At 59.8% G+C, this 26665-nt stretch carries 23 protein-coding genes; 13 read left to right on the plus strand and 10 right to left on the minus strand.

The features are described 5' to 3' along the window. Positions 1-10: 10 nt before the first annotated feature. From AC1DRN_RS08820 to AC1DRN_RS08840, 5 genes are all read right to left on the minus strand, one after another. Positions 11-1258, minus strand: coding sequence for an ABC transporter permease (locus AC1DRN_RS08820; RefSeq protein WP_223456973.1), 1248 nt, complete (start codon positions 1256-1258; stop codon positions 11-13). Positions 1259-1416: 158 nt separating this feature from the next. Further along, a complete protein-coding gene (locus AC1DRN_RS08825) occupies positions 1417-2460 on the minus strand; it encodes an ABC transporter substrate-binding protein (RefSeq protein ID WP_223456971.1) in 1044 nt (347 codons plus the stop codon). A 46-nt stretch (positions 2461-2506) separates the two neighbouring features. Continuing rightward, a complete protein-coding gene (locus AC1DRN_RS08830) occupies positions 2507-3631 on the minus strand; it encodes an ABC transporter ATP-binding protein (RefSeq protein WP_223456969.1) in 1125 nt (374 codons plus the stop codon). A 354-nt stretch (positions 3632-3985) separates the two neighbouring features. Next, entirely contained in the window at positions 3986-4615 is a 630-nt protein-coding gene (locus AC1DRN_RS08835) for a response regulator (protein ID WP_008051638.1), read from the minus strand. A 75-nt stretch (positions 4616-4690) separates the two neighbouring features. Then, positions 4691-7087: a PAS domain-containing sensor histidine kinase gene (locus AC1DRN_RS08840; protein ID WP_477786671.1), complete on the minus strand. Its 2397-nt coding sequence runs from the start codon at positions 7085-7087 to the stop codon at positions 4691-4693. A 73-nt stretch (positions 7088-7160) separates the two neighbouring features. Between AC1DRN_RS08840 and AC1DRN_RS08845 the strand changes: the two genes are divergently transcribed. Beyond that, positions 7161-8150 carry an alpha/beta hydrolase family protein gene (locus AC1DRN_RS08845; RefSeq protein ID WP_223456965.1) on the plus strand — a complete coding sequence of 330 codons (990 nt, stop codon included), beginning with the start codon at positions 7161-7163 and terminating at the stop codon, positions 8148-8150. 138 nt (positions 8151-8288) lie between these two features. On the opposite strand, the gene AC1DRN_RS08850 is transcribed toward AC1DRN_RS08845, so the two are convergent. The 3 genes from AC1DRN_RS08850 to AC1DRN_RS08860 are packed head-to-tail and all read right to left on the minus strand — an operon-like array spanning position 8289 to position 10745. Beyond that, positions 8289-9056: a TerB family tellurite resistance protein gene (locus AC1DRN_RS08850; RefSeq protein WP_223456963.1), complete on the minus strand. Its 768-nt coding sequence runs from the start codon at positions 9054-9056 to the stop codon at positions 8289-8291. A gap of 1 nt (position 9057) precedes the next feature. Then, complete coding sequence (gene murU / locus AC1DRN_RS08855; protein ID WP_223456961.1) at positions 9058-9729, minus strand: N-acetylmuramate alpha-1-phosphate uridylyltransferase MurU; 672 nt, start codon at positions 9727-9729, stop codon at positions 9058-9060. Further along, positions 9726-10745: an aminoglycoside phosphotransferase family protein gene (locus AC1DRN_RS08860; RefSeq protein ID WP_223456959.1), complete on the minus strand. Its 1020-nt coding sequence runs from the start codon at positions 10743-10745 to the stop codon at positions 9726-9728. The genes murU and AC1DRN_RS08860 overlap by 4 nt, the downstream gene beginning before the upstream one ends. A 130-nt stretch (positions 10746-10875) precedes the next feature. Between AC1DRN_RS08860 and AC1DRN_RS08865 the strand changes: the two genes are divergently transcribed. From AC1DRN_RS08865 to AC1DRN_RS08915, 11 genes are all read left to right on the plus strand, one after another. After that, entirely contained in the window at positions 10876-13686 is a 2811-nt protein-coding gene (locus AC1DRN_RS08865) for an LPS-assembly protein LptD (RefSeq protein ID WP_223456956.1), read from the plus strand. Further along, complete coding sequence (surA, locus tag AC1DRN_RS08870; RefSeq protein ID WP_411740676.1) at positions 13667-14983, plus strand: peptidylprolyl isomerase SurA; 1317 nt, start codon at positions 13667-13669, stop codon at positions 14981-14983. The genes AC1DRN_RS08865 and surA overlap by 20 nt, the downstream gene beginning before the upstream one ends. Then, on the plus strand, positions 14980-15969 hold the full coding sequence (gene pdxA / locus AC1DRN_RS08875; RefSeq protein ID WP_223456952.1) for a 4-hydroxythreonine-4-phosphate dehydrogenase PdxA: 990 nt from the start codon (positions 14980-14982) through the stop codon (positions 15967-15969). The genes surA and pdxA overlap by 4 nt, the downstream gene beginning before the upstream one ends. Further along, complete coding sequence (gene rsmA, locus AC1DRN_RS08880; protein ID WP_223456949.1) at positions 15966-16784, plus strand: 16S rRNA (adenine(1518)-N(6)/adenine(1519)-N(6))-dimethyltransferase RsmA; 819 nt, start codon at positions 15966-15968, stop codon at positions 16782-16784. The genes pdxA and rsmA overlap by 4 nt, the downstream gene beginning before the upstream one ends. Positions 16785-16899: 115 nt before the next feature. Then, entirely contained in the window at positions 16900-17280 is a 381-nt protein-coding gene (gene apaG / locus AC1DRN_RS08885) for a Co2+/Mg2+ efflux protein ApaG (RefSeq protein ID WP_223456948.1), read from the plus strand. Then, on the plus strand, positions 17280-18161 hold the full coding sequence (locus AC1DRN_RS08890; RefSeq protein WP_223456947.1) for a symmetrical bis(5'-nucleosyl)-tetraphosphatase: 882 nt from the start codon (positions 17280-17282) through the stop codon (positions 18159-18161). Before apaG ends, AC1DRN_RS08890 begins: the two co-directional genes overlap by 1 nt. Positions 18162-18194: 33 nt before the next feature. After that, entirely contained in the window at positions 18195-18524 is a 330-nt protein-coding gene (glpE, locus tag AC1DRN_RS08895) for a thiosulfate sulfurtransferase GlpE (RefSeq protein ID WP_223456945.1), read from the plus strand. Positions 18525-18821: 297 nt separating this feature from the next. Then, on the plus strand, positions 18822-20744 hold the full coding sequence (locus AC1DRN_RS08900; protein WP_108216905.1) for a PrkA family serine protein kinase: 1923 nt from the start codon (positions 18822-18824) through the stop codon (positions 20742-20744). 203 nt (positions 20745-20947) lie between these two features. Further along, positions 20948-22219, plus strand: coding sequence for a YeaH/YhbH family protein (locus AC1DRN_RS08905; protein WP_223456942.1), 1272 nt, complete (start codon positions 20948-20950; stop codon positions 22217-22219). After that, positions 22216-23778 (plus strand): SpoVR family protein, encoded by a 1563-nt coding sequence (locus tag AC1DRN_RS08910; RefSeq protein ID WP_223456940.1) that lies wholly within the window; start codon positions 22216-22218, stop codon positions 23776-23778. The genes AC1DRN_RS08905 and AC1DRN_RS08910 overlap by 4 nt, the downstream gene beginning before the upstream one ends. A 63-nt stretch (positions 23779-23841) precedes the next feature. Then, entirely contained in the window at positions 23842-25071 is a 1230-nt protein-coding gene (locus AC1DRN_RS08915) for a multifunctional CCA addition/repair protein (protein WP_223456938.1), read from the plus strand. 82 nt (positions 25072-25153) lie between these two features. Here the strand turns inward: AC1DRN_RS08915 and folK are convergent, their stop codons facing one another. Next, complete coding sequence (folK, locus tag AC1DRN_RS08920) at positions 25154-25672, minus strand: 2-amino-4-hydroxy-6-hydroxymethyldihydropteridine diphosphokinase (protein WP_223456936.1); 519 nt, start codon at positions 25670-25672, stop codon at positions 25154-25156. Beyond that, positions 25663-26019 (minus strand): dihydroneopterin aldolase, encoded by a 357-nt coding sequence (gene folB, locus AC1DRN_RS08925; RefSeq protein ID WP_223456935.1) that lies wholly within the window; start codon positions 26017-26019, stop codon positions 25663-25665. Before folB ends, folK begins: the two co-directional genes overlap by 10 nt. A gap of 74 nt (positions 26020-26093) precedes the next feature. Between folB and plsY the strand changes: the two genes are divergently transcribed. Next, positions 26094-26663 carry a glycerol-3-phosphate 1-O-acyltransferase PlsY gene (gene plsY / locus AC1DRN_RS08930; RefSeq protein ID WP_223456934.1) on the plus strand — a complete coding sequence of 190 codons (570 nt, stop codon included), beginning with the start codon at positions 26094-26096 and terminating at the stop codon, positions 26661-26663. Positions 26664-26665 lie beyond the last annotated feature (2 nt).

Below are 26665 nucleotides of genomic sequence, written 5' to 3' on the forward strand. Positions count from 1 at the left end.
CGTTCTCCCCTTAGCTCAGGCGCAGGCGACTGGCGCCCACCAGCCAGCTGTAAATCAGATAAAGCACCACGGTCGCCAGCAGCAACAATCCACCGAGTGCGGTCGCCATGCCCCAGTTGATGCTGGTGTTGGTGTAGAAGGCGACGAAGTAGCTGACCATTTGATCGTTCGGGCTGCCCAGCAATGCCGGGGTGATGTAGTAGCCGATGGCGAGGATGAACACCAACAGGCAACCGGCGCCGACACCGGCATAGGTCTGCGGGAAGTACACCCGCCAGAAACTGGCGAACGGATGGCAGCCGAGGGAAATCGCGGCACGCATGTAGGTCGGCGAGATGCCTTTCATCACGCTGTAGATCGGCAGGATCATGAACGGCAGCAGGATGTGCACCATCGAGATGTAGACACCGACGCGGTTGAACACCAGCTCGATCGGCTTATCGATGATGCCCATGGCCATCAGGCCGCTGTTGATCAGGCCACCCGATTGCAGCAACACGATCCACGCCGCGACCCGTACCAGGATCGACGTCCAGAACGGCAACAGCACCAGAATCATCAGCAGGTTGCTCTGCCGCGATGGCAGGTTGGCCAGCAGGTAAGCCAGGGGATACGCCAGCACCAGGCAGATCATGGTGATGATCAGGCCCATCCAGAAGGTGCGGGCGAAGATGTCGAGGTAGATCGCCTGATCCGGGGTCGCCGGGGCGATTTCGCCGAGGTCGTCGATGCGATGATCGACGGCCGCCAGCAGGTAATACGGGGTGATGCTGCTGGTGTTGCGGCGCACCGCTTGCCAGTAGGCAGGATCGCCCCAACGCTCATCGAGACCTTCCAGCGCTTCTTTATAAGAAGCCGGCTCGGTTGCGAGCGGCAAGGCGCGGGCGGTTTTGGTCAGCAGGCTGCGGTAGCCGGCCAATTCCATGTTCAGGCGTTTGGACAGATCGCCCAGGGTCTGGTTCTTGCGAGCCTCGGCGAGGTCTTCGGCCGCTGCTTTGTAAACCGGTTCAGCGGGCAGGCCGCGGCCGTCCCAACTGGCGATGGCGGTCACGGTGCGCGGCATGCCGCCGACCACTTCCGGGTTGCCAACGCTTTTGTAGAGCAGCGCCACGATCGGCACCAGGAACACCAGCAACAGAAACAGCATCAGCGGCGCGATCAACGCCTGGGCCTTCCAGCGGTTGACCCGCTCGGCGTGCTTGAGCCGCTGCTTCAAGGTGGGGCTGGTGCCCTCGTTCAGGGGAACGGCGATAGCCATGACGTACTCCGGGAATCTTTGATCGTTACAGAGGCGGAGAACCACCTCGAACTTATAAATGTGGGAGCGAGCCTGCTCGCGATTGCGATGTATCAGTCACTATCAATGTTGAATGTGCCGACGCTTTCGCGAGCAGGCTCGCTCCTACAGGCGAAGCATTACTTCGCAGCCCAGGAATTGAAGCGCTGTTCCAGTTGCTCGCCGTTGTCAGCCCAGAAGCTGACGTCGATCTGCACCTGGTTGGCGATGTTTTCCGGGGTGGTCGGCATGTCTTTCAGGACATCCTTGGCCAGCAAGGGTACGGCTTGGATGTTGGCCGGGCCGTAGGCGATGTTTTCCGAGTAGGTTTTCTGCTGCTGCGGCTGTACCGAGTAAGCGATGAACTTCTTCGCCGCTTCGGCACGCGCCTTGTCCAGACCCTTCGGAATGGCCCATGCGTCGAAGTCGTAGATGCCGCCGTTCCACACCACTTTCAGGTTGCTTTCTTTCTGCACGGCAGCGATCCGGCCGTTGTAGGCCGAGCTCATGACCACGTCACCGGAAGCGAGGTATTGCGGCGGTTGTGCGCCGGCTTCCCACCACTGGATGTTCGGCTTGAGCTCATCGAGCTTCTTGAACGCGCGGTCCTGACCGTCCTTGCCGGCCAGCACCTTGTAGACGTCTTTCGGCGCAACGCCGTCGGCCATCAATGCGAATTCCAGGGTGTACTTGGCGCCTTTACGCAGGCCACGCTTGCCCGGGAACTGCTTGGTGTCCCAGAAGTCCACCCAACTGGTCGGTGCGGATTTCAGCTTGTCGGCGTTGTAGGCCAGCACGGTCGACCACACGAAGAAGCCCACGCCGCAAGGCTGGATGGCGCCCTTGACGTAGTCTTCGGTCTTGCCGAACAACTTCGGATCGAGCTGCTCGAACATGTCTTCGTCGCAACCACGGGACAGTTCCGGCGACTCAACCTCTACCAGATCCCAGGACACACTTTTGGTGTCGACCATGGCCTTGACCTTGGCCATTTCGCCGTTGTACTCGCCGGCCACGATCTTGCCGTTACCTGCCGCTTCCCACGGTGCGTAGAAGGCTTTGACCTGTGCCGCCTTGTTCGCCCCGCCAAAGGACACTACGGTCAGGTCCGGGCCGGCCGCCATTGCGTGCGCCGCGCCCATCATGCCCAGTGCCAAAGCGGTGAATTTCAGGGATCTCAACATTTATTGTTCTCTCCACGTGCAGGTTGGTGTTGGTATTGCGGGGCGATCAGTTCGCCTCTAAAAGAGGGTCGAGCGCACGAACGTGCTCGACCTGCCAGCCAAGCGGTACCACGTCGCCGACGGCGAGCGCTGGATCGAGCTCGGCAATCGGTTGTTTCACGAAGAAGTCGGTCTTGCCGCAGACTTCCATGCGCACCCGGACGTGGTCGCCCAGATAGATGAATTCCTCGACTCGCCCGGAGAAGCGGTTGACGCATTGGTCGCTGGAGCCATTGAGGCTCACTCGCTCCGGACGAATGGACAGGGTCACCGGCTCGCCGGTCTGGCCAACGTTGACCGCCAAGGCTTCCACCTTCTCACCGCGCCCGAGCTCCACAATGCAACGGTCGCCGGTTTGGCTGTGCAGTCGGCCATTGAGGCGGTTGTTCTCGCCGATGAAGTTGGCGACGAAGGTGTTCTTCGGCTCTTCGTAGAGGGTGCGCGGTGGCGCGATCTGCTGGATTTCGCCCTGGTGGAACACCGCCACACGGTCGGACATGGTCAAGGCTTCGCCCTGATCGTGGGTCACGTAGACCACGGTGACGCCCAGGCGCTGGTGCAGGTGCTTGATCTCCATCTGCATGTGTTCACGCAGTTGTTTGTCGAGTGCGCCGAGGGGCTCGTCCATCAGCACCAGTTGCGGCTCGAACACCAGCGCACGGGCCAATGCCACACGCTGTTGCTGACCGCCGGAAAGCTGCGCCGGATAGCGCTGGGCGAAGGCATCGAGCTGGACCATGCTCAGCACACGCTTGACCCGGGCACTGACGTCGCTCTTGTTCATGCCGCGCACGGTCAGCGGAAACGCAAGGTTCTCGGCCACCGTCATGTGCGGGAACAATGCGTAGTTCTGGAAAACCATGCCGATGTCGCGCTTGTGCGGCGGCACGTTGTTGATGGCGCGCCCCGCCAACAGGATTTCGCCCGCGGTCGGCGTTTCGAAGCCGGCGAGCATCATCAGGCTGGTGGTCTTGCCGGAGCCGGACGGTCCGAGCAAGGTGAGGAATTCGCCTTTGCGAATGTCCAGGTTGAGGTCTTTGACGATCAGGTTCTCGCCGTCGTAGCTCTTCTGCACTCCACGAAAGCTGACCAGAACATCATTGGCCCCTGCACTTGAATCGACCTGGCTCATACCCACACCTTTGTTATTGATGACTGCTGTGGGATTAAGCCTAGTGGACGCTGGGGACCGCGCAAATCGGGGGGCAAGAGAGATTCGCCTCAGCCGGATGGAAGGTTGGGGGTAGGGATTGCCCTACAAGAATGGCGCAAATGGACATGGCAGCTACAAGTGTCGAGCTGCAAGCCGCAAAAGCGAGCAAAACGGCTGTCGCTATTGGATATGCCTGCCATCCAAAACCAGACGGAGATCCCTTGTAGGAGTGAGCCTGCTCGCGATGGCGTCCTGGCCAGTCAACATTGCATTGACTGATCCAGCGCGCCATCGCGAGCAGGCTCACTCCTACAGTTTTGATTGCGGTGTTGTTTAGAGGAGCTTGTGCTCCATCGCGTACTTCACCAGTTCCGCCAGCGAGGTGATGTTGAGCTTCTGCATCAGCCGCGCCTTGTGCGTGCTGATGGTCTTGCTGCTCAGCGCCAGTTGCTGGGCGATGTCGTTGACGTTAGCGCCCTGGGCCAAGCGTTCGAACACGGAAAATTCGCGCTCGGAGAGCAACGAGTGCAATGGACGCGAGTCGGTCAGGCCGACCTCGAAGACCATGCGGTCGGCCAGTTCCGGGTCGATATAACGCCCGCCAGACGCCACTTTGCGAATGGCCGTCAGTAACAGTGCCGGATCGCTGTCTTTGGTTGCATAACCGGCAGCCCCGACCTTCAGCGCCCGGGCGGCCATCTGCGCTTCGTCGTGCATCGACAACACCAGGATCGCCGGTGGATTGTTCAGGGCGCGAATCCGCGGAATCGCTTCCAGACCGTTGACGCCTGGCATGGAGATGTCCAGCAACACCACTTCGCAGGGCACATGACGCAAGGTGTCGAGCAACTGCTCGCCATTGCTCGCCTCCCCCACCACCAGCAGGTCCTTGGCCAGGCCAATCAGCTGCTTGATGCCTTCACGGACGATGGTGTGGTCTTCGGCTACCAGTACACGGATCACAGACTTCTCCAGATTCAAGATCTATCGCGAGCAGGCTCGCTCCCACAAAGGTGTCAGCCCAGACAACATTAAAAATCAGGCCCCACCCAATGGCACCCGCACACTCAGGGTCGTGCCTTCACCCGGCTCACTCTCAAGGGATAACTCACCACCCATGATCAATACCCGCTCGCGCATGCCGACAATCCCAAAGGACGCTGGCCTGCCAAGCGCGGCGACAAATCCTACACCGTCATCGCTGACCGTCAGACACAACTCGTCGCCTTCCAGCGCCAGCGTCAGTTCGACAGTATGCGCCTGGGCGTGGCGCATGACATTGGTCAGCGCTTCCTGAAGGATCCGGAACAGGCCGATAGCCTTGGCGTCGCTGAGCACCGGGAGATTGTCCGGCACCTGCACCAGACACGGGATCTGCGTGCGCGCCTCAAACCGTCGGGCCTGCCATTCGATGGCCGAGGCAATACCCGCATCGAGAATCGGCGGGCGCAATGCAGTCGCCACGTCGCGAACCAATTGGAAGAGTTGAGCGATCAGGCGTTTCATGCTGCCCAGGCGCTCGTTAAGGCCTGGATCGAGTTGCGCGTAAGCCAGTTCGCACATGGAGGTTTCCAGCTTGAGCACGGTCAGCATCTGACCCAGCTCATCGTGAACTTCCCGGGCGATGCGCGCCTTTTCTTCTTCGCGCACGCTTTCCAGGTGCGCGGACAACTCACGCAGTTGTTCCCGGGAGCTGGCCAGTTCAAGTTCGATGCGCTTGCTCTCGCTGATGTCCCAGACGATACCGTCCCAGACATAGGCTCCGTCTTCCAGCTGACGGGTGATGGCCTTGATTTCCGCCCATCGCTRTTCGCCCTGGCGCGTGAGAATTCGACCTTGCCACGACCAGTCGCTGTCGGTATCCAGCGCATGATCCTGGGTCTGGTGATAGCTGGCCCTGTCATCCGGATGCACGATGCTGCGCAGGCCTTTATCGCGATGCGCCAGCGTGGCTGGCGAATAACCCACCAGGCTTTCGCTGCCTTCGCTGATGTAGGCAAAGTCGATCTGACCGGTCACCGGCGCCCGCTCCAGGCGGAATACCAGCCCCGGAACATTGGCGGCGATGCCTTGCAGCCGCGCCTCGCTTTCCTGCAAGGCGGCCAGAGCACGGCGCCGCTCGGTGACGTCGTTGAGGTAAACCACCAGGTATTCGCCATCGCGAAAGCGCAGAAAACTCAACGAGACATCGGTCGGCAGAATGCTGCCGTCAGCGCGCACGCAATTGGTTTCGAAGCTTTGCGGGCCTTCTTCACTGGCCCGGGCGCGCTTCCACAGATTCAGCCAGCGGTCCATGTGCAGGCCGGGTTCGAAATCGATCAAGGGCCGATCAATGATCCCGCCAGCCGGATAGCCAAGCATGCTTTCCGCCGCGCGGTTGGCGTAGCGCACGTGGCTGTCCCAGTTGACCCAGAGGATACCGACGGTGCTTTGATCGATGGAAAACTGGGTGAGCCGCAATGCCTCTTCGCTGGCGGCGCGCAAGGCAATGTCTTCCTGCGCGGCCAGCAGGCGCTGTTCCAGGTTGTGCTGCTGGCGACGCTGCCAGAACACTATGGCCATGCAGCTCAACGCCAGCACGGCCAGCAATAAACAGAGGTTTTGCCAGAAACCCGGGGACTCGGTGAGCCGCGGGTACTTGGGTTGCAGCCATTGATTGTGCAATTGCTCCAGGTCCTTGGCCGGGATAGCCCGCAATGCACTTTCGACGATGCCCGCCAGTTCCGGCTTGTCGCGGCGCGTGGCCACTCGCAGCAGCTGCGGCAAGCCGACATCCCCGACAACCACCAACCCGGCGAACTCCGGCTCGACGGACAGGCGCCCCAATTGCGCCTCATCAACAACCGCATAACCCGCCTGCTGGCCAGTCAGCAATTGCAATGCCTGACGCTCCATCGGGACGCCTTGCAGATTCAGGTGCGGATAGTTGCTACGCAGGTAATCGGCGATGGTGCTGGGCATGCGCACGGCGACGCGGGTCTGGCTGTCGAGCTTTTCCAGCTCGACCGCGCCCGCGCTTTTCTGGTCGCTGACCACCAGTTGCGGCACTCGCATGTAAGGGTCGGAAAACTGCCAGAGGCGCAATCCGCCAGGGGTTTGGGTCAGCCCCGGGGCGATGTCGATTTCGCCCTCGCGTGCAGCCGCCTCCAGTTGTTCAAGGTCGGGAAAGTTGCGCCAGCTCAGTTCGACGTTGAGGGTCTTTGCCAGCCACTTCATCAAGTCGACATTCACCCCGGACAGGCGCTGCAAGCGGCGATCATATTGCGCATAGGGCGCCTGCAACACCACGCCGACCCGCAACTCATCCTGCTGCGCCAGCCAGTGCTGTTGTTTCGGAGTCAGTTGGGCAACGTGCTCCGGGGGCATGGCCGCCGCCCAACCCATCAAGGGAAACCACAAACAGCCGATAACCCACAGGCAGCGTAAACGCATCATTGAACTCTCACACACTGACAAATACTGACCAACCCATTAGGCTGCCGGAACAACTTCTGGCCTGGAATATCCGATGCCCCCTGTCTACCGCCTGGCACTGCCAGCATTGTGCCTGTCGCTGATCCTGCCATGCGCTTTTTCCGTCGAGGCGGCCGACCCGGCGCCTGCAGCAGCAGAAAAAACCGCCGAAGAAAAACCACTCGAACGTCAGCCGTTGCCTGAGCGTAGTCAGGAAGAAGCGACTGCACTTGAGCGAAAAATCCCGGCTCAGGAACAGCAACAACTGCAAGCGGGCACCGACACGTTTCTGGCCTTGTGGAAACCGGCCAATACCGCCGAACCCAAAGGCGCGGTGATTATCATCCCCGGCGCCGGCGAAACCGTTGACTGGCCGCAAGCGGTCGGTCCTTTGCGGCGCAAACTGCCGGACGCCGAGTGGAGCAGCCTGAGTATCACCTTGCCGGACCTGCAAAGCGATGCCATTGCGCCACGTATCGTAGAAGCAGCGCCAGCTCCCAAGGCCCCCGAAACCGGCAGCAAAGACTCGACCACTGCGGCCCCCATCGAACAGGTAGCCGGAGGCGAGGCCGATGTGGCCGACAAAGTCATCGCTGAAACCACTGAGGAGCAGTCCAAGGCCGATGCCGAGCGCATCTTCGCCCGGATCGACGCCGCACTCGCCTTCGCCGAACAGCAAAGCGCCCGCAGTATCGTGGTGTTGGGGCATGGTTCCGGCGCCTATTGGGCCACGCGTTACCTGAGCGAGAAGCAGCCGTCGCAAGTCGAAAAGCTGGTGATGGTCGCCGCCCGGACACCGGTGGCAGCGAAGCCCGGGCTGGCGGAGCTGACCCCGACCCTGAAACTGCCGACCGCGGATATTTACTACAAGGACAAAGCGCCAGATCGCAACGCAGCACTGGAACGCCTGCAGGCCAGCAAGCGCTTGAAGTCATCGGCATTCAGCCAGGTCGCGCTCAAGGCGTTGCCCGATACCAGGGCCGAACAGGAGCAACTGTTCCGGCGGGTGCGGGGCTGGTTGAATCCGCAGCCTGCGACAGACTGAAAGACTGTGTCGCCTTCATCGCGAGCAAGCTCGCTCCCACAGGATTAACGTCGAACACAATTTTTGTTATCGACACAAAACCTGTGGGAGCGAGCTTGCTCGCGATAGGGCCATCACAGACGACACAAGTCTTTCCTGTTAGCGAAAATCCCGCCGCTCCCGAATCAGCGTATAGGCGTTATGCAGTTCACGCGTTCGCTCGGTAGCCTCACGTACCTGCAACGCCGTCGCGCCACTGCCGGCAATCTTGTCCGGATGATGGCGACTGAGCAGACGCCGATAGGCACGCTTGATCTGCGCCGGTTCAGTGGTGGCCGACACCCCCAAAAGCCTCAAGGCGTCCTGATAACTTGGCGCGCTGTTGGCCAATGGCCGCTTCTGCGGCTCATAGTCGTGGGCCAGCGCCTGCACCTGGTGTGGCGTGCAGCCCAGCCACTGACCCCATTGGCCGATCAACTCACGCTCGCTGCTGCCGGCACGACCATCGGCCCAGACCATTCGCCAGCAGGCGCGCAACACGCCCTCCGCCGCATGGGGCTGGGCACTCAGGCGACGCAGATAACCGCGTAGCCGGTCGCGGCCCGATTTGCCGCGATTGAACGCGGCAATCGCACGACGCTGGGCCGGCTCGGACATATCCAGCGCACGCATTTCCGCTCGGGCCTGATCGATGTGCCCGGCCATCACCTGGCCGTCGCACTTGGCCAGGCGCCCCAACAGGACAAACAGCAATTCATCGTTACGCAACACCGGGCGACCGCCCAGCTTTTCCCGCAAATGCCCCCAGCTCTGCAGGTGCAAGCGCCGGTCCAGCGCCTGCCCCAACAACGCGCCGAGCAAGGCCCCCGGAATACTGGCTATGGCAAAGCCTGCTCCGGCTCCAATCAGAGTCCCTGGCCACAACATGTCAGCGGCTCGCTTCGATTAATGTTTCAACTTCGACCAGACGCTCATGAGTGCCGACATCGACCCAGCGCCCTTTCAACTGTTCGCCAGTCACTTGACCATCAGCCATGGCCTTGCGCAACAGCGGCGCGAGCTTGAAGGCTCCTGCGGTGCAACCGTCGAACAACTGCGGATGCAACACGGCGATGCCGCTGTAGGTCAGGGTAGGGGCCTGCGACTGACCGTCGCGCACCTGGGTTCCGACCAGGCTGAAGTCCCCGGCCGGATGATGTGGCGGGTTGCTGACCAGCACCAGATGCGCCAGGCCGTTGATGGGTTGATGCAGCACGCTGAAGTCGTAATCGGTCCAGATGTCGCCGTTGACCACGACAAACGCTTCATCCCCCAGCAACGGCAACGCGCGGAAAATCCCGCCGCCGGTTTCCAGGGGTTCACCTTCCGCCGAGTACTGAATGCTTACGCCATAGCGCGATCCATCGCCCAGGTAGTCTTCGATCTGCCGACCAAGCCAGGCGTGATTGATCACGATGTCGGTGAACCCGGCCACGGCCAGTGCTCGCAGGTGATATTCGATCAGCGGCACGCCGCCTGCACGAACCAGCGGTTTTGGCGTGGTCAGGGTCAGCGGGCGCATGCGCTCGCCTTTGCCCGCAGCCAGAATCATTGCCTTCATGCTTCCACTCCGGCGCGCAGACTGGCCAGCAACACATCCAGCTCGGCCAGTTCAGGGCGGCGAGCGATCACCGCTTCTATGTACGCAAAGAAACGTGGCACATCGCCCAGATAACGCGGTTTGCCGTCGCGATGGCAGATGCGCGCAAAAATGCCGATGACTTTCAGGTGACGTTGCACACCCATCAAATCGCTGGCCCGCAGGAAGTCCTCAAACTCGGGTTGAACTGGAATGCCGAGGGCGCCTGCTTGCTGCCAGTAGTTTTCGAGCCAGCCGTGCACGCGTGCCTCGGGCCAACTGAGGAAGGCGTCCTTGAACAGGCAGGTTACGTCATAGGTCACCGGGCCATACACCGCATCCTGGAAGTCAAGCACACCGGGATTGGGCTCGCTGAGCATCAGGTTGCGCGGCATGTAGTCACGATGCACCAGGACTTTTGGCTGTGCCAGGGCACTGTCGATCAACAGTTCGCTGACCTGCTGCCAGAGTACTTGCTGCGCCGCGTCGAACTCGATGCCCAATTCGCGCTTCACATACCACTCGGGGAACAGTTCCAGCTCACGACGCAGCAAGGCCACGTCATAGCTCGGCAAAGGCGCAACCATCGGCAACTGCTGGAAAGCCAGCAACGCTTGCAGGGCATCCTTGAACAAATCGTCGGCGTTTTCGTTGTCGATGACGTCCAGATAGGTCTTGTTGCCCAGGTCATTGAGCAAAAGAAAACCACGCTCGAGGTCTTCGGCATAAATTTTCGGCACATTTATTCCGGATTTCGCCAGCAAAAAGGCGATATCCACGAAGGGTTTACAGTTTTCCTGGGGCGGCGGCGCGTCCATCACAATGAAACTTTTGCCACCGCCTTCCCAGCGGAAATACCGCCGGAAACTCGCGTCGCTGCTGGCCGCAGTCAACGTGGCCGGGGGGACGGCGCCCCAACTTTGCTCGGCAAAAAAGGTCGTCAATTGTTCATCGAGCCAAACTTTCAGGTGTTGCAAGCGTACATCTTGATCAGGCATTGCAAGGGTCTCCGACGGCGCTAGCCGTCAAGCGGGTCATGCTTTATTATCCAGCATCTTTTTCAGACCATCGAGAGGCGTGCGGCCCACACCGCGGGCAGATGGCACGCAGGAAGCCCGGACTAATAAGATGGCATTGAAATCCCCCGCGTTTCGTAAAAAATTTCCGTTGTTGGTTACCGGCAGTTTGCTGGCGCTGCAACCCCTTGCCACTTCCTACGTGGTCGCCGCGGAACAGTTTGACTGCTCAGTCTCTGCTTCGGGTTCCTGGGACTGTGCGCCAAAGGCGCCGGCGGCTGCTTTGCCACCGCGTCCCGTTCATGACGGTAGCGCAGTTTCCGCCACCGGCGAAGCCCCGGCCGAGAGCGGTTCCAGCGAAGACACTGGCGCCAGGCCGGTGCTGGTCACCGAATCCAAAGGCCTTGGCCTGAAGTCGCGTAGCGCAGACTACAGTCACCTCGACTGGGTTCCCCGCGAGCAACTCACCGCCGCACAATTGGCCGAAACCGGTCCTTATTGCTCTGGTTCCTATGTCGAACCGATTCGTCCTGGCATGAATGACAAGACGAATAAAAGTGACGCACCAACCTTTATCGGCGCAAAAGCCTCCCGCTATAAGCAGGATGAGCAGGTCGCGACACTGGCCGGCGACGTTGTCATGCGTCAGGGCAGCATGCAGGTCGAAGCCGACGAAGCCAACCTGTACCAAGCCGAGAGCCGGGGCGACCTGAACGGCAACGTGCGCATTCGCGACAACGGCGCATTGATCGTCGGCGACCACGCCGACGTGCAGCTCGACACCGGTGAAGCCAAGGTCGACAACGCCGAATACGTGATGCACAAATCCCGCGTCCGCGGTAATGCGCTGTACGCCAAACGTGCCGAGAACGCGATCATCCGCCTCAAGGATGGTACGTACACCACGTGCGAACCGAACAACAACGCCTGGCAGCTCAAGGGCAACAACATCACCCTGAACCCGGCCACCGGTTTCGGTACGGCGACCAACGTGACGCTGCGGGTCAAGGACATTCCAGTCCTGTACACGCCGTACATCTATTTCCCGATCGACGATCGTCGCCAGTCCGGCTTCCTGCCGCCGAGCATCGGCACCGGCAGCGATACCGGCTTCATGCTGGTCACCCCGTACTACTTCAACCTGGCGCCGAACTACGATGCCACGTTGTACCCGCGCTACATGGAAAAGCACGGCTTGTTGATGGAAGGCGAATTCCGCTACCTGACCAAGGCCAGCGAAGGCCAGTTCGGTGCGGCTTACCTCAACGACGAAAGCGACGAGCGCGACAAGCAGACCGACGCTGAAAAAACCCGCTACATGTACAACTGGCAGCACAAGGGTGGTCTGGACTCGCGAGTGCTCACGCAAGTCGACTACACCAAGATCAGCGATCCGTATTACTTCCAGGATCTGCAGACCGACCAGATTGGCGTGAAAACCAACGACTACGTGAACCAGCAGGGTTCCGTGACCTATCGTGGCGACAGCTATACCGCCCGCGCGAACGCTCAGGCATACCAACTGGCGACCGTATCGAACATTACACCGTACGACCGCCTGCCGCAGCTCACCCTCGACGGTATGCTGCCTTATCATCCGGAAGGTCTGGACTTCACGTACAGCACCGAACTCGTGCGGTTTGACCGGGATCTGCAGAACGGTACCTACACCGACGAAGACGGTAATGTGTCGCCACGGCTTGATACCAACGTTGTCGGTCTGGCACGCGCCAATGGCGACCGCCTCAACCTGGCACCGGCTGTCAGCCTGCCACTGAACTGGACCTACGGATTCCTGAAGCCAACACTCAAGTACCAGTACACCCAGTACCAACTGGACCTGGACGGTCTCGGCAAAACTCAAAGCGCGCAGCAAGAACAAGCCGCAGCTGCCACCGGGACTAAAAATTTCAATGGTAATTTTGACAGCAACCAGAACCGCGGCGTGCCGATCGCCAGCATCGACAGCGGCCTGTACTTCGATCGTAATACCCAGTATTTCGGCAAGAACTACCGCCAGACCCTCGAGCCGCGCCTGTTCTACCTGTACGTGCCTGAAGTCGACCAGGAAGACATCCCGGTATTCGATACCAGCGAATACACCTTCAACTATGCGTCGCTGTTCCGTGACAACCGCTTCTCAGGCTCCGACCGTGTCGGCGACGAGAACAAGCTGTCCCTGGGCGTGACCAGCCGCTGGATCGAAGACAACGGTTTTGAGCGTCAACGCATCAGTGTCGGCCAGGCCTTGTACTTCAAGGACCGCGAAGTTCAATTGCCGGGCATCAATCCAAAAACCCGCGCCGATGCCCAAGCCAGCGTTTCCCCATATGCGCTGGAATACGAATATCGCTGGAACCGCGACTGGCGTACCACCGCCGACTACAACTGGGACCCGGACAGCCGCAGCCCTCGCTCGGGCAGCGCGATGTTCCACTACCAGCCTGAAGACAATCCGAACAAGGTCGTCAACGTTGGCTATCGCTATCGTAACGACCAGGTGATCTACAACCAGACCACCGGTCAATGGCAGTTCGGCGGTGACTACGGCACCCCTGGCCAGCCTAACTTCGTGAAGGATTACTACAAGATCCAACAGCACGACTTCTCGGTGATCTGGCCGATCGTGCCGCAATGGAGCGCCATCAGCCGCTGGCAGTATGACTACAACCGCAACCGTACCCTGGAAGCCTTCGGTGGTTTCGAGTACGACAGCTGCTGCTGGAAACTGCGCCTGATCAACCGTTACTTCGTTGATTATGACGAGTTCAGCCAGCAAGCACCGCAAAACGAAAAAGGCGACCATGGCGTCTTCCTCCAAATTGTTCTGAAGGGACTCGGCGGCCTCACCGGCGCCAAGGCCGAGAGCTTCCTCGACAAAGGCATTCAAGGTTATCGTGAACGTGAAGACCAAGCTTTCTGATTGTCTGCGCCCGCTGATGCTGGGCGCGCTGTTCCTGAGTACGGCGGCCAGTGCCGCCGTACAGTCCATCGATAAAGTGGTGGCCATCGTCGACAACGACGTGGTCATGCAGAGCCAACTGGACCAGCGCGTTCATGACGTTCAGCAAACCATTGCCAAGCGCGGTTCTGCCGTGCCGCCGGCCAGCGTGCTGGAGCAGCAGGTACTTGAGCGCCTGATCGTCGAAAACCTGCAATTGCAGATCGGCGATCGCTCCGGCATCCGCATTACCGATGAGGAGTTGAACCAGGCAGTCGGCACCATTGCCCAGCGCAACAACATGTCGGTCGAGCAGTTCCGCGCCGCCCTTACTCGCGATGGCCTGTCTTACGACGACGCGCGTGAGCAGATTCGTCGCGAAATGGTCATCAGCCGCGTGCGCCAGCGCCGGGTTGCCGAACGCATTCAGGTTTCCGAGCAGGAAGTGAAGAACTTCCTGGCTTCCGACCTGGGCAAAATGCAGCTGTCCGAAGAGTTCCACTTGGCCAACATCCTGATTCCTACGCCGGAAAGCGCCAACTCCGACGCGATTCAGAATGCAGCCAAACAGGCCGACACAATTTACCAGCAGCTCAAGCAAGGCGCTGACTTCGGTCAGTTGGCAATCGCCAAGTCAGCCAGCGAAACCGCACTGGAAGGTGGCGACATGGGCTGGCGCAAAGCCGCTCAATTGCCTCCGCCGTTCGATCGCCTGCTGAGCACCATGCCGGTAGGTGATGTCACCCAGCCAATGCGCACCCCGGGCGGTTTCATCATCCTGAAAATTCTCGACAAACGTGGCGGCGAGACCCAGATGCGCGATGAAGTGCATGTGCGCCACATCCTGGTCAAACCGAGCCCGATCCGCGACGAAGCGAAAACCAAGGCCCTGGCCGAGTCGCTCTACAGCCGTATCCAGGCTGGCGAAGACTTCGCCGAGTTGGCGAAAAGTTACTCGGAAGACCCGGGTTCCGCCCTCAACGGCGGCGACCTGAACTGGATCGACCCGAACGCGCTGGTGCCCGAGTTCCGCGCAGTGATGGCCAAGACCCCGCAAGGTCAACTGTCCAGGCCGTTCCAGACTCAATACGGCTGGCACGTCCTGGAAGTCCTTGGCCGTCGCGCCACCGACAGCACCACGCAGGCTCGCGAGCAGCAAGCAATGACCGTTTTGCGTAACCGCAAATACGACGAAGAGCTGCAAACCTGGCTGCGTCAGATCCGTGACGAAGCGTACGTGGAAATCAAACTCCCTGGCGCCGACCAGGCAGCGCAGTGAAACTCCAACGTTTCGCGCTGACACCCGGCGAACCAGCCGGCATAGGTCCCGACCTGTGCCTGCTGCTCGCCTCGCAAGCCCAGCCCCACCCCCTGATTGCCATTACCAGCCGCGACCTGCTCATTGAGCGGGCCGCGCAACTGGGCGTGGCTGTCGACTTGCTGCCGGTCACACCGGACAACTGGCCGGATGCACCCGCTCCCGCCAACAGCCTGTATGTCTGGGATACACCGCTCAATGCCAAGGTCGTTGCCGGGCAACTGGACAAGGCCAACGCTGCCTTCGTTCTGGAAACCCTGACCCGGGCCGGCCAAGGCTGCCTGAGCGGGGATTTTGCCGGCATGATCACCGCGCCTGTGCACAAAGGCGTGATCAACGAATCCGGCATCGCCTTTTCCGGGCACACGGAATTCCTCGCCGACCTGACCCACACCGCGCAAGTGGTGATGATGCTGGCCACACGTGGCTTGCGCGTGGCCCTGGTGACCACTCACCTGCCCCTTCGCGAGATTGCCGATGCGATCACGCCTGAGCGCCTGGAACGCGTCACGCGAATCCTGCACGCCGACCTGCAAAACAAGTTCGGCATCGCCCGGCCACGCATCCTGGTCTGTGGGCTCAACCCGCATGCCGGCGAAGGCGGACACCTGGGCCATGAAGAAATCGATATCATCGAACCCACATTAGAGCGCTTGCGCGGCGAGGGCATGGACCTTCGAGGCCCCCTGCCCGCCGACACTCTGTTTACCCCAAAATATCTGGAGCACTGCGATGCGGTGCTGGCGATGTACCACGACCAGGGCCTGCCGGTGCTGAAGTACAAAGGCTTCGGCGCCGCAGTCAACGTGACCCTCGGCTTGCCGATCATCCGCACCTCGGTCGACCACGGCACTGCCCTGGACCTGGCCGGCAGCGGCAAGATCGACACCGGCAGCCTGCAAGTCGCCCTGGAAACCGCCTACCAGATGGCCGAGACCCGTTTATGACCGAGCAATACCAACACAAGGCGCGCAAACGCTTTGGCCAGAACTTCCTGCACGATGCTGGCGTTATCGACCGCATCCTGCGTTCCATCCATGCCAAGAGCGACGACCGCCTGCTGGAAATCGGCCCGGGCCAGGGCGCACTGACCCAAGGCCTGCTCAGCAGCGGCGCGCAACTCGACGTGGTGGAGCTGGACAAGGACCTGATCCCGATCCTCAACCAGCAGTTTGCCGGCAAGAGCAACTTCAATCTGCATCAGGGCGATGCACTGAAGTTCGACTTCAATAGCCTGAATGCCGCGCCAGGTAGCCTGCGGGTGGTCGGCAACCTGCCGTACAACATCTCCACGCCGCTGATTTTTCACCTGTTGCACAACTCGCATCTGATTCGCGACATGCACTTCATGCTGCAAAAGGAAGTGGTCGAGCGCCTGGCGGCCGGCCCTGGTGGTGGTGACTGGGGCCGCTTGTCGATCATGGTCCAGTACCACTGCCGGGTCGAGCACCTGTTCAACGTTGGCCCGGGGGCATTCAACCCGCCGCCGAAAGTCGACTCGGCCATCGTGCGCCTGGTGCCCCACGCGGTACTGCCGCACCCGGCCAAGGACCACCGCTTGCTGGAGCGCGTCGTGCGCGAGGCCTTCAACCAGCGCCGCAAAACCCTGCGCAATACCCTCAAGCTGCTGCTGAGCAATGACGAAATCGAAGCCGCCGGTGTCGATGGCAGCCTGCGTCCCGAGCAACTCGACCTGGCCGCCTTCGTGCGCCTGGCCGACAAGCTCAGCGAGCAAGCGTCACAAAAGCCTATCGCTGACTGACAGGCGATGAGCGCTATCGGGTAGGACGCCACTCTGGTCTACTACCCGATACTTGGCCTAGACTGAACTCCATCAGCTACGCCCCGCGTCCCGCTTCGTTTTTAAGGCCCCTTGCATGTCCGATCCTCGTTATCAGGTCGACGTCAGCGTCGTCACCCGCTATCTGGCAGAACAATCGCAACCCGAGCACGACCGCTTTGCCTTCGCCTACACCATCACCGTGCAAAACAATGGCCAGTTGCCCGCCAAACTGCTTTCACGGCACTGGGTCATCACCGATGGTAACGGGCATGTCGAAGAAGTGCGCGGCGCAGGCGTGGTAGGTCAGCAGCCGTTGATCGACCCCGGCAAGAGCCACACCTACAGCAGCGGCACGGTCATGACCACCAAGGTCGGCACCATGCAAGGCACCTATCAGATGCTTTCCGACGACGGCAAACATTTCGATGCCATCATCGCGCCCTTCCGCCTGGCGGTGCCCGGAGCCCTGCACTGATGGCAACGTACGCTGTTGGCGACCTGCAAGGCTGCCTTCAAGCCCTGCAATGCCTGCTCAAACAAGTGGCGTTCGACCCACAACGGGATCGTCTGTGGCTGGTAGGCGACCTGGTCAACCGCGGCCCGCAGTCTCTGGAAACCTTGCGCTTCCTCTACAGCATTCGCGAATCGCTGGTGTGCGTGCTCGGCAACCACGACCTGCACCTGCTGGCGGCCGGACGCAACATCGAACGCCTGAAGAAGGCCGATACCTTGCGCGAGATCGTTGAAGCGCCGGATTGCGCCGAACTGCTCGAATGGCTGCGCCAGCAAAAGCTCATGCACTACGACGAACAGCGCAACATTGCACTGGTCCATGCCGGCATTCCACCCCAGTGGTCGCTGCGCAAAGCCTTGAAGTGCGCTGCCGAAGTCGAGACTGCCTTGCGTGACGACAACCTGTTGCCGTCTTACCTCGATGGCATGTACGGCAACGATCCGGCGAAATGGGACAATGACCTCAAAGGCGTGACGCGCCTGCGGGTGATCACCAACTATTTCACGCGCATGCGTTTTTGCACCGCCGAAGGCAAACTCGACCTCAAGAGCAAAGAAGGCCTCGATACCGCGCCCGCTGGCTACAAGCCCTGGTTCCAGCACAAGGAGCGCAAGACCAGGGATGTGAAAATCATCTTCGGTCACTGGGCAGCACTGGAGGGCAAGTGCGACGAGCCAGGCATCTCGGCCCTCGACACCGGTTGCGTCTGGGGCGGCGCCCTGACCCTGATGAACGTCGACAGCGGTGAGCGCCTTTCCTGCAAATGCGACGAACACGGTCATGCCGTGCCGCCAGTCGCCTTATCCATTCCCCAAATATCGTCAGCCGGCGCCCCGCGCTAGACTGCCCATTCAGCCGAGCCACAGGAGCCCGCCATGAGCGAATTCAAACGTATCCCCCCGGAACAGGCCCAAGCCCTGCGCGAACAAGGCGCGGTGGTGGTCGACGTCCGCGACCCGGCCACTTTTGCCGCCCTGCACATCGCAGGCTCCAGGCATCTGGACAATCATTCCCTGCACGCTTTCATCCAGGGTGCCAACCTCGACGCACCGACCGTGGTGGTCTGCTATCACGGCAATTCCAGCCAGGGCGCCGCCGCCTACCTGATCAGCCAGGGCTTCTCCGACGTCTACAGCATGGATGGCGGATTCGAGTTGTGGCGTACGACGTATCCTGCGGAAACCGCGCAAGGCACCCCCGAATAATTTTTTTGTAACGTTGCAGGCCCCGGCTCACGCGGGCTGGCGCGGTGGCAGACGAACGGTCTGCCACAAACAATTACGCATCTAGCCTTTACCTGCCGAATTCCCAACTATCCTTAAGCGCAGGCCATCCAAAACAGGGGAGAGCCGGTACACCGGCGCACGGGTCATCGGGAGTAGCTTTCGGGGCGGTAAGCCTTGAGGGAGTTCTGGGGGGTAAACAGCAACCGCCTGTTCGGTTGCTGCCAGCATCGACTGAGTGATCCGGCGTCGGCTCCACGTATCGAGCGAGGTGACGTCATGAGTATCTTTAGCCACTTCCAACAACGCTTCGAGTCCACACGCCAGGAAGAACTCTCTCTGCAAGAGTACCTGGAGCTGTGCAAAAAGGACCGCAGCGCCTATGTTTCCGCCGCCGAGCGTCTGCTGCTGGCTATCGGAGAACCGGAGCTGCTCGACACCTCGACCAACTCGAGACTGTCGCGAATCTTTTCCAACAAGGTGATCCGCCGCTATCCGGCCTTTGAAGACTTCCACGGGATGGAAGAATGCATCGACCAGATCGTGTCGTATTTCCGCCACGCCGCTCAGGGCCTGGAAGAGAAGAAACAGATCCTCTACCTGCTTGGCCCCGTCGGTGGCGGTAAATCGTCCCTGGCCGAGAAGCTCAAGCAACTGATGGAAAAAATACCCTTCTATGCGATCAAGGGCTCGCCGGTTTTCGAGTCACCCCTGGGTCTGTTCAACGCCACCGAAGATGGCGCGATCCTCGAGGAAGACTTCGGCATTCCACGGCGCTATCTCAATACCATCATGTCGCCATGGGCCACCAAGCGCCTGGCCGAATTCGGTGGCGACATCAGCCAGTTCCGCGTGGTCAAACTCTATCCGTCGATCCTCAACCAGATCGCCGTGGCCAAGACCGAACCGGGCGATGAAAACAACCAGGACATCTCGGCACTGGTGGGTAAGGTCGATATCCGCAAACTGGAGGAATTCCCCCAGAACGACGCCGATGCCTACAGCTACTCGGGCGCCCTGTGCCGGTCCAACCAGGGCCTGATGGAATTCGTCGAAATGTTCAAGGCACCGATCAAGGTGCTGCACCCATTGCTGACGGCGACCCAGGAAGGCAACTACAACAGCACCGAAGGTCTTGGTGCGATTCCGTTCACCGGGATCCTGCTGGCCCACTCCAACGAATCGGAATGGCATACCTTCCGCAACAACAAGAACAACGAAGCCTTCATCGACCGGATCTACATCGTCAAAGTGCCGTACTGCCTGCGGGTCAGTGACGAAGTGAAGATCTACGACAAGCTGCTGTTCAACAGCTCGCTGGCCAAGGCTCATTGCGCGCCGGATACCCTGAAGATGCTGGCCCAGTTCACCGTGCTCTCGCGCCTCAAGGAGCCGGAAAACTCCAACATCTACTCGAAGATGCGCGTGTACGACGGCGAGAACCTCAAGGACACCGATCCGAAAGCCAAGTCGATCCAGGAATACCGCGACAACGCCGGTGTCGACGAAGGCATGAACGGTCTTTCCACCCGTTTCGCGTTCAAGATCCTGTCGAAGGTGTTCAACTTCGATCCGCACGAAATTGCCGCCAACCCGGTGCATTTGCTCTACGTGCTGGAACAACAGATCGAGCAGGAACAGTTCCAGGCGGAGACCCGCGAACGCTATCTGCGCTTCCTCAAGGAGTACCTGGCACCGCGCTATATCGAATTCATCGGCAAGGAGATCCAGACCGCCTACCTCGAGTCCTACAGCGAGTACGGCCAGAACATCTTCGATCGCTATGTGCTGTACGCCGACTTCTGGATCCAGGACCAGGAATACCGCGACCCGGAAACCGGCGAGATCCTCAACCGCGTAGCGTTGAACGAAGAACTGGAGAAAATCGAGAAACCGGCCGGCATCAGCAATCCGAAGGATTTCCGCAACGAAATCGTCAACTTCGTCCTGCGTGCCCGGGCCAACAACAACGGCAAGAACCCGACCTGGCTCAGCTACGAAAAACTGCGGGTGGTCATCGAGAAGAAAATGTTCTCCAACACCGAGGACCTGCTGCCAGTCATCAGCTTCAATGCCAAGGCCAGCAAAGAGGACCAGCAAAAACACAACGACTTCGTCACACGGATGGTCGAGCGCGGTTACACCGACAAACAGGTACGACTGCTGTCCGAGTGGTACCTGCGAGTCAGAAAATCACAATAACCCGCTGCCGGTCAGACCGGTTGTCGTCAGCCAGAGACCTGTGTGGGCTTTTCTGTTACACAGGCCTCTGGGAGGTGTTCGAAAGTCGGTAGCGAGTTCAGGCAGCATCCAAAGCGCTTGGGGGAGCGTTCAATATCCCTCGGCTCTCGGTTCGATGCTGTATCACCGCTCGCCCCTTTCAGGACAGCTTCTAAGGAGCAGTCATGAGCTATGTGATCGACCGACGTCTCAATGGCAAGAACAAGAGCACGGTGAACCGTCAGCGGTTTCTGCGGCGTTACCGTGACCACATCAAAAAGGCTGTCGAAGAGGCGGTCAGCCGGCGCTCCATTACCGATATGGAACACGGCGAACAAATCAGCATTCCCGGCCGCGACATCGACGAGCCGGTGCTTCACCACGGTCGCGGCGGCAAGCAGACGGTCGTGCACCCGGGCAACAAGGAATTCACCAGTGGCGAACATATCGCCCGGCCACCGGGAGGCGGTGGCGGTCGAGGCCCCGGCAAGGCCGGCAATTCCGGTGAAGGGATGGACGAATTCGTCTTTCAGATCACCCAGGAAGAGTTCCTCGAATTCATGTTCGAGGATCTCGAACTGCCCAACCTGGTCAAGCGCAACCTGACCGGCACCGATACCTTCAAGACCGTGCGGGCCGGGATCAGTAACGAGGGCAACCCGTCGCGGATCAACATCATCCGTACCCTGCGTTCAGCCCACGCCCGGCGAATCGCCCTGTCCGGCAGCAGCCGGGCGAAACTGCGCGAAGCCAAGGAAGAACTTCTGCGAATCAAGCTGGAAGAACCAGATAATTTCGGCGATATTCAGGAAATAGAAGCTGAAATCGAAAAACTCAGCGCGCGCATTCACCGCATACCGTTTCTCGACACATTCGACCTCAAGTACAACCTGCTCATCAAGCAACCCAACCCCAGCTCCAAGGCCGTGATGTTCTGCCTGATGGACGTGTCCGGCTCGATGACCCAGGCGACCAAGGACATCGCCAAGCGCTTCTTTATCCTGCTGTACCTGTTTCTCAAGCGTAACTACGAAAAGATCGACGTCGTGTTCATCCGCCATCACACCAGCGCCCGCGAAGTGGATGAGGAGGAATTTTTCTACTCCCGGGAAACCGGCGGCACCATCGTCTCCAGCGCCCTGAAACTGATGCAGGAGATCATGGCCGAGCGTTATCCGAGCAACGAGTGGAACATCTACGCCGCCCAGGCCTCCGACGGTGACAACTGGAACGATGACTCTCCGATCTGCCGTGACATCCTGATCAACCAGATCATGCCATTCGTGCAGTACTACACTTACGTTGAGATCACCCCGCGCGAACACCAGGCCCTGTGGTTCGAATACGAGCGCATTGCCGAAGCCTTTTCCGACACATTTGCCCAGCAACAACTGGTCTCGGCCGGGGATATCTATCCGGTCTTCCGTGAACTCTTCCAGCGCAGGTTAGTGACATGACCGCCAAAGAGCAGAAGCGCCAACCCATTTCCACCGGCTCCGAATGGACGTTCGAGCTGATCCAGGCCTACGACCGCGAAATCAGTCGTATTGCGGCGGGTTACGCCCTCGATACGTACCCGAACCAGATCGAAGTTATCACCGCCGAGCAGATGATGGACGCCTACGCTTCCGTCGGTATGCCGCTGGGTTATCACCACTGGTCGTACGGCAAACATTTCCTCAGCACTGAAAAATCCTACACCCGCGGCCAGATGGGGCTGGCGTACGAGATCGTGATCAACTCCGACCCATGCATCGCCTACTTGATGGAAGAAAACACCATCTGCATGCAGGCGCTGGTGGTGGCCCATGCCTGCTACGGGCACAACAGCTTTTTCAAAGGCAACTACCTGTTCCGCACCTGGACCGACGCCAGTTCGATCATCGATTACCTGGTGTTTGCCAAGCAGTACATCATGCAATGCGAAGAACGCCACGGCATCGACGCGGTCGAGGACCTGCTCGACTCCTGCCATGCGCTGATGAACTACGGGGTCGACCGCTACAAACGCCCTTATCCGATTTCCGCAGAGGAAGAACGCCGCCGGCAAAAGGATCGGGAAGAGCATTTGCAGAAGCAGATCAACGATTTGTGGCGCACCATTCCAAAAGGCGCTGACAAGTACAGTGACAAGGACAATGCACGCTTCCCCGCCGAGCCGCAGGAAAACATCCTGTACTTCATCGAAAAACACGCTCCGCTACTGGAGCCGTGGCAACGGGAAATCGTGCGGATCGTGCGCAAGATCGCTCAATATTTTTACCCTCAACGCCAGACCCAAGTGATGAACGAAGGCTGGGCCACGTTCTGGCATTACACGCTGATGAATGACCTGTACAACGAAGGTCTGGTCACCGACGGCTTCATGATGGAATTCCTGACATCCCACACCAGCGTGGTCTTTCAGCCGGGCTTCGACAGCCCTTACTACAGCGGAATCAACCCTTACACTCTCGGGTTTGCCATGTACCGGGACATCCGACGCATGTGCGAAGAACCCACCGAGGAAGATCGCCGCTGGTTCCCGGAAATTGCCGGCACCGACTGGCTGTCCACCATCAAGTTCGCCATGAGCAGCTTCAAGGATGAGAGCTTCATCCTGCAGTACCTGTCGCCGAAGGTGATCCGAGACCTGAAGTTGTTCAGCATTCTCGATGACGACCAAAAGGACGATCTGCTGGTGCCAGCGATCCACGATGAAGACGGCTACCGCATCATCCGTGAAACCCTGGCGGCGCAATACAACCTGGGCAATCGCGAGCCCAACGTGCAGATTTACAGCATCGACCGTCGTGGCGACCGCTCCCTGACCCTGCGCCATCAGCAACACGACCGCAAACCGCTGGGTGATTCCACCGAAGAAGTACTCAAACACCTGCACCGCCTCTGGGGCTTCGATATTCACCTGGAAACCCTGCAAGGCGATCAGGTGATGAAAACCCACCATGTACCACCCAGAAGTGATCACAGCGAAGGTGATTACGGCCGCCTGGACCTGGCCGTCATCCATCTTTGATYCGGTTTGTGCCTCCGAAAGCTCGATGCAACGGTTATCCTGTCGAGCTAACGGAGGTTTTTTATGCGTATTTATAAGGTCGGCGGTGCAGTACGTGATCGCCTGCTGGGCAAACCGGTTACCGATATCGACTGGGTCGTGGTCGGCGCCACCACCGAAGAAATGCTCGCCAAGGGCTTTCGCCCGGTGGGTGTGGACTTCCCGGTGTTCCTTCATCCAAAAAGCGGCGAGGAATATGCCCTCGCCCGCACCGAGCGCAAAAGCGGGCGCGGTTACGGCGGGTTCACTTTTCACGCCAGCCCTGAAGTCACCCTCGAAGAAGACTTGATCCGTCGCGACCTGACCATCAATGCCATGGCCGAAGACGATCAGCAAAACCTGACTGACCCGTACCACGGCCAGCGCGATCTCGAAGCACGCCTGCTTCGCCATGTTTCCCCAGCATTTGCCGAAGATCCGCTCCGGGTACTGCGTGTTGCCCGATTCGCGGCGCGCTACGCGACGCTGGGTTTTACCGTTGCCCCGGAAACCCTGGAGTTGATGCGCCAACTCAGCGAGTCAGGCGAACTTGAGGCGCTGACCCCGGAGCGCAGCTGGAAGGAAATTTCCCGCGCACTGATGGAAGATCAGCCACAGGTGTTTGTTGAGGTTTTGCGCGCATGCGGCGCACTCAAGGTACTTATGCCCGAGGTCGACGCGCTGTTCGGGGTACCACAACCCCCGGCCCATCACCCGGAAATCGATACCGGCGCGCACACCCTGAGCGTTTTGCAGCAAGCCGCCATACACAAACAGCCACTGACCGTACGCTGGGCCTGCCTGCTGCACGATTTGGGCAAAGGCCTGACGCCAGAGCAAGAATGGCCGAGACACATAGCCCACGAGCTCAAGGGGTTGAAGCTGATCAAAGCGGTCAATGAACGCTTCAAGGTGCCGAGAGACTGCCAGGAACTGGCTCTGCTGGTGGGCGAGTATCACACCCACGGGCATCGCGCCCATGAGCTGAAGCCATCGACATTGCTGGAACTGCTGCAAAGCTTCGACGTTTTCCGTCGGCCACAGCGGTTCGAGGAGTTCATCGCTGCATGCGAGATGGATGCGCGCGGGCGCAAAGGACTGGAAGAAAGAAGTTATCCACAGGCGGATTATTTGCGCGGCGCAGCAACCGCTGCTCGCAGCGTGGCGGCTCAGCCATTGCTGGAAAAGGGATTCAAGGGACCGGAACTCGGTGAGGCGATCAAGCGCGAGCGCCTGAAGGCGCTGAAAGCTTACAAGGAAAGTGCATCGACCTGAAAAGCTTCGCGGGCAAGCCCGCTCCCACAAGGACTGCATCCTACCTGTGGGAGCGAGCTTGCTCGCGATGGCGTCATAACTGTCACATCAAATCTGAAGGTGTCAGCTGCTCACCACGCCATTCGAAAGCCACTGGCGCCAACACCTGATCAATCTGCGCTTCAGCCCACAAGGTCGCAAAGCTCTTGCCTACACCCGGATGCACCCGATCAGGCGCAATCAACGACAACGGCCACAGAACAAAAGCATTTTTCAGAATTTCTGCCCGCGGCAAGATCAAGCCATCGAAGTTGCCCACCAGATCACCAAACAGCAACACGTCGATATCCAGCGGCAAACCTCGGCGATCCGGTGCATAACGACCGTTATCTGCCTCGATGAATTTCAGCCGCCGATCCAGCTCCATCAATGGCAGATCGGTATACGCCGACACCACGAAATTGAAGAACGGCCCGCTCTTGATACCCACCGGCAGGCTTTCGAACACCGCCGAACAGCGGATATCGACAAGGAACGCCGCCAAAGCATCGAGCCCCGCCCGCAAATGGGTTTCACGCTCGATATTACTACCGAGCCCGAGGTACACCTGAGTCAGCGACATCCGCGCTCGATCTCCACGCCCACGCCGCCGGTGGCGGCAGGAATCGCACCTGGCTTGGTCAGCTTGAGGCGCACCCAGGTGATCTTGAATTCGCTCATCAGCACTTCAACCAGGCGCTCGGCAAAGGTTTCAACCAGCTGGAACTGCGCCTGCTCGGCAAACGCCTGAATGCGCGAGGAAACACTGGCGTAGTCGAGCGCCAGGGTCAGGTCATCACCGGCTGCGGCCGGGCGATTATCCCAGGCGAAGCTCAGATCAAGACGCAAGCACTGTCGGATGCTTCGCTCCCAGTCGTAGGCACCAATCACCGTGTCGACTTCCAGGCCCTCGATAAACACTCTGTCCAAGCACTTCTCTCCGCTACACGACAAGGGCGCAATGCGCCGTTAGAATCAGGGCTTCCTCGCCCGGAATAGTTAGCATGTTTTGGTTATTGGCGATCCTCGCCTACCTGCTCGGCTCTCTGTCCTTTGCCATTTTGCTCAGCCGCCTGACCGGTATCCCCGATCCGCGAATGAGTGGTTCTGGCAATGCCGGTGCCACCAACATGTTGCGCCTGGCCGGCAAGAAGCTCGCCATCCTGACCCTGCTCGGCGACCTTTGCAAAGGCCTGCTGCCGGTACTGATTGCGCGTCTTGCGGGCCTTTCGCAACAGGAGCAAGCCTGGATCGGCGTCTATGCCGTCATCGGCCATTTGTTTCCGTTGTACTTCCGCTTTCGCGGCGGCAAAGGTGTCGCCACCGCTGCCGGCATGTTACTGGGACTGTACCCGCCCGCAGCCCTTCTGGCAGTCTGCACCTGGCTCCTGACGTTCTACCTGACCCGTACCAGCTCCCTGGCCGCCCTGATCGCCACACCGCTGACCCTGCCGTTGCTGGCCTGGCAAGAACCAGCGGCCCTGCTGCCCATGAGCACGCTCACCGGGCTGATCGTCTGGCGCCATCGCGGCAATCTACGCGACCTGTTTGCCGGGCGCGAACGGCATTTTTAGTT

The organism is Pseudomonas sp. P5_B3, from assembly GCF_056400405.1.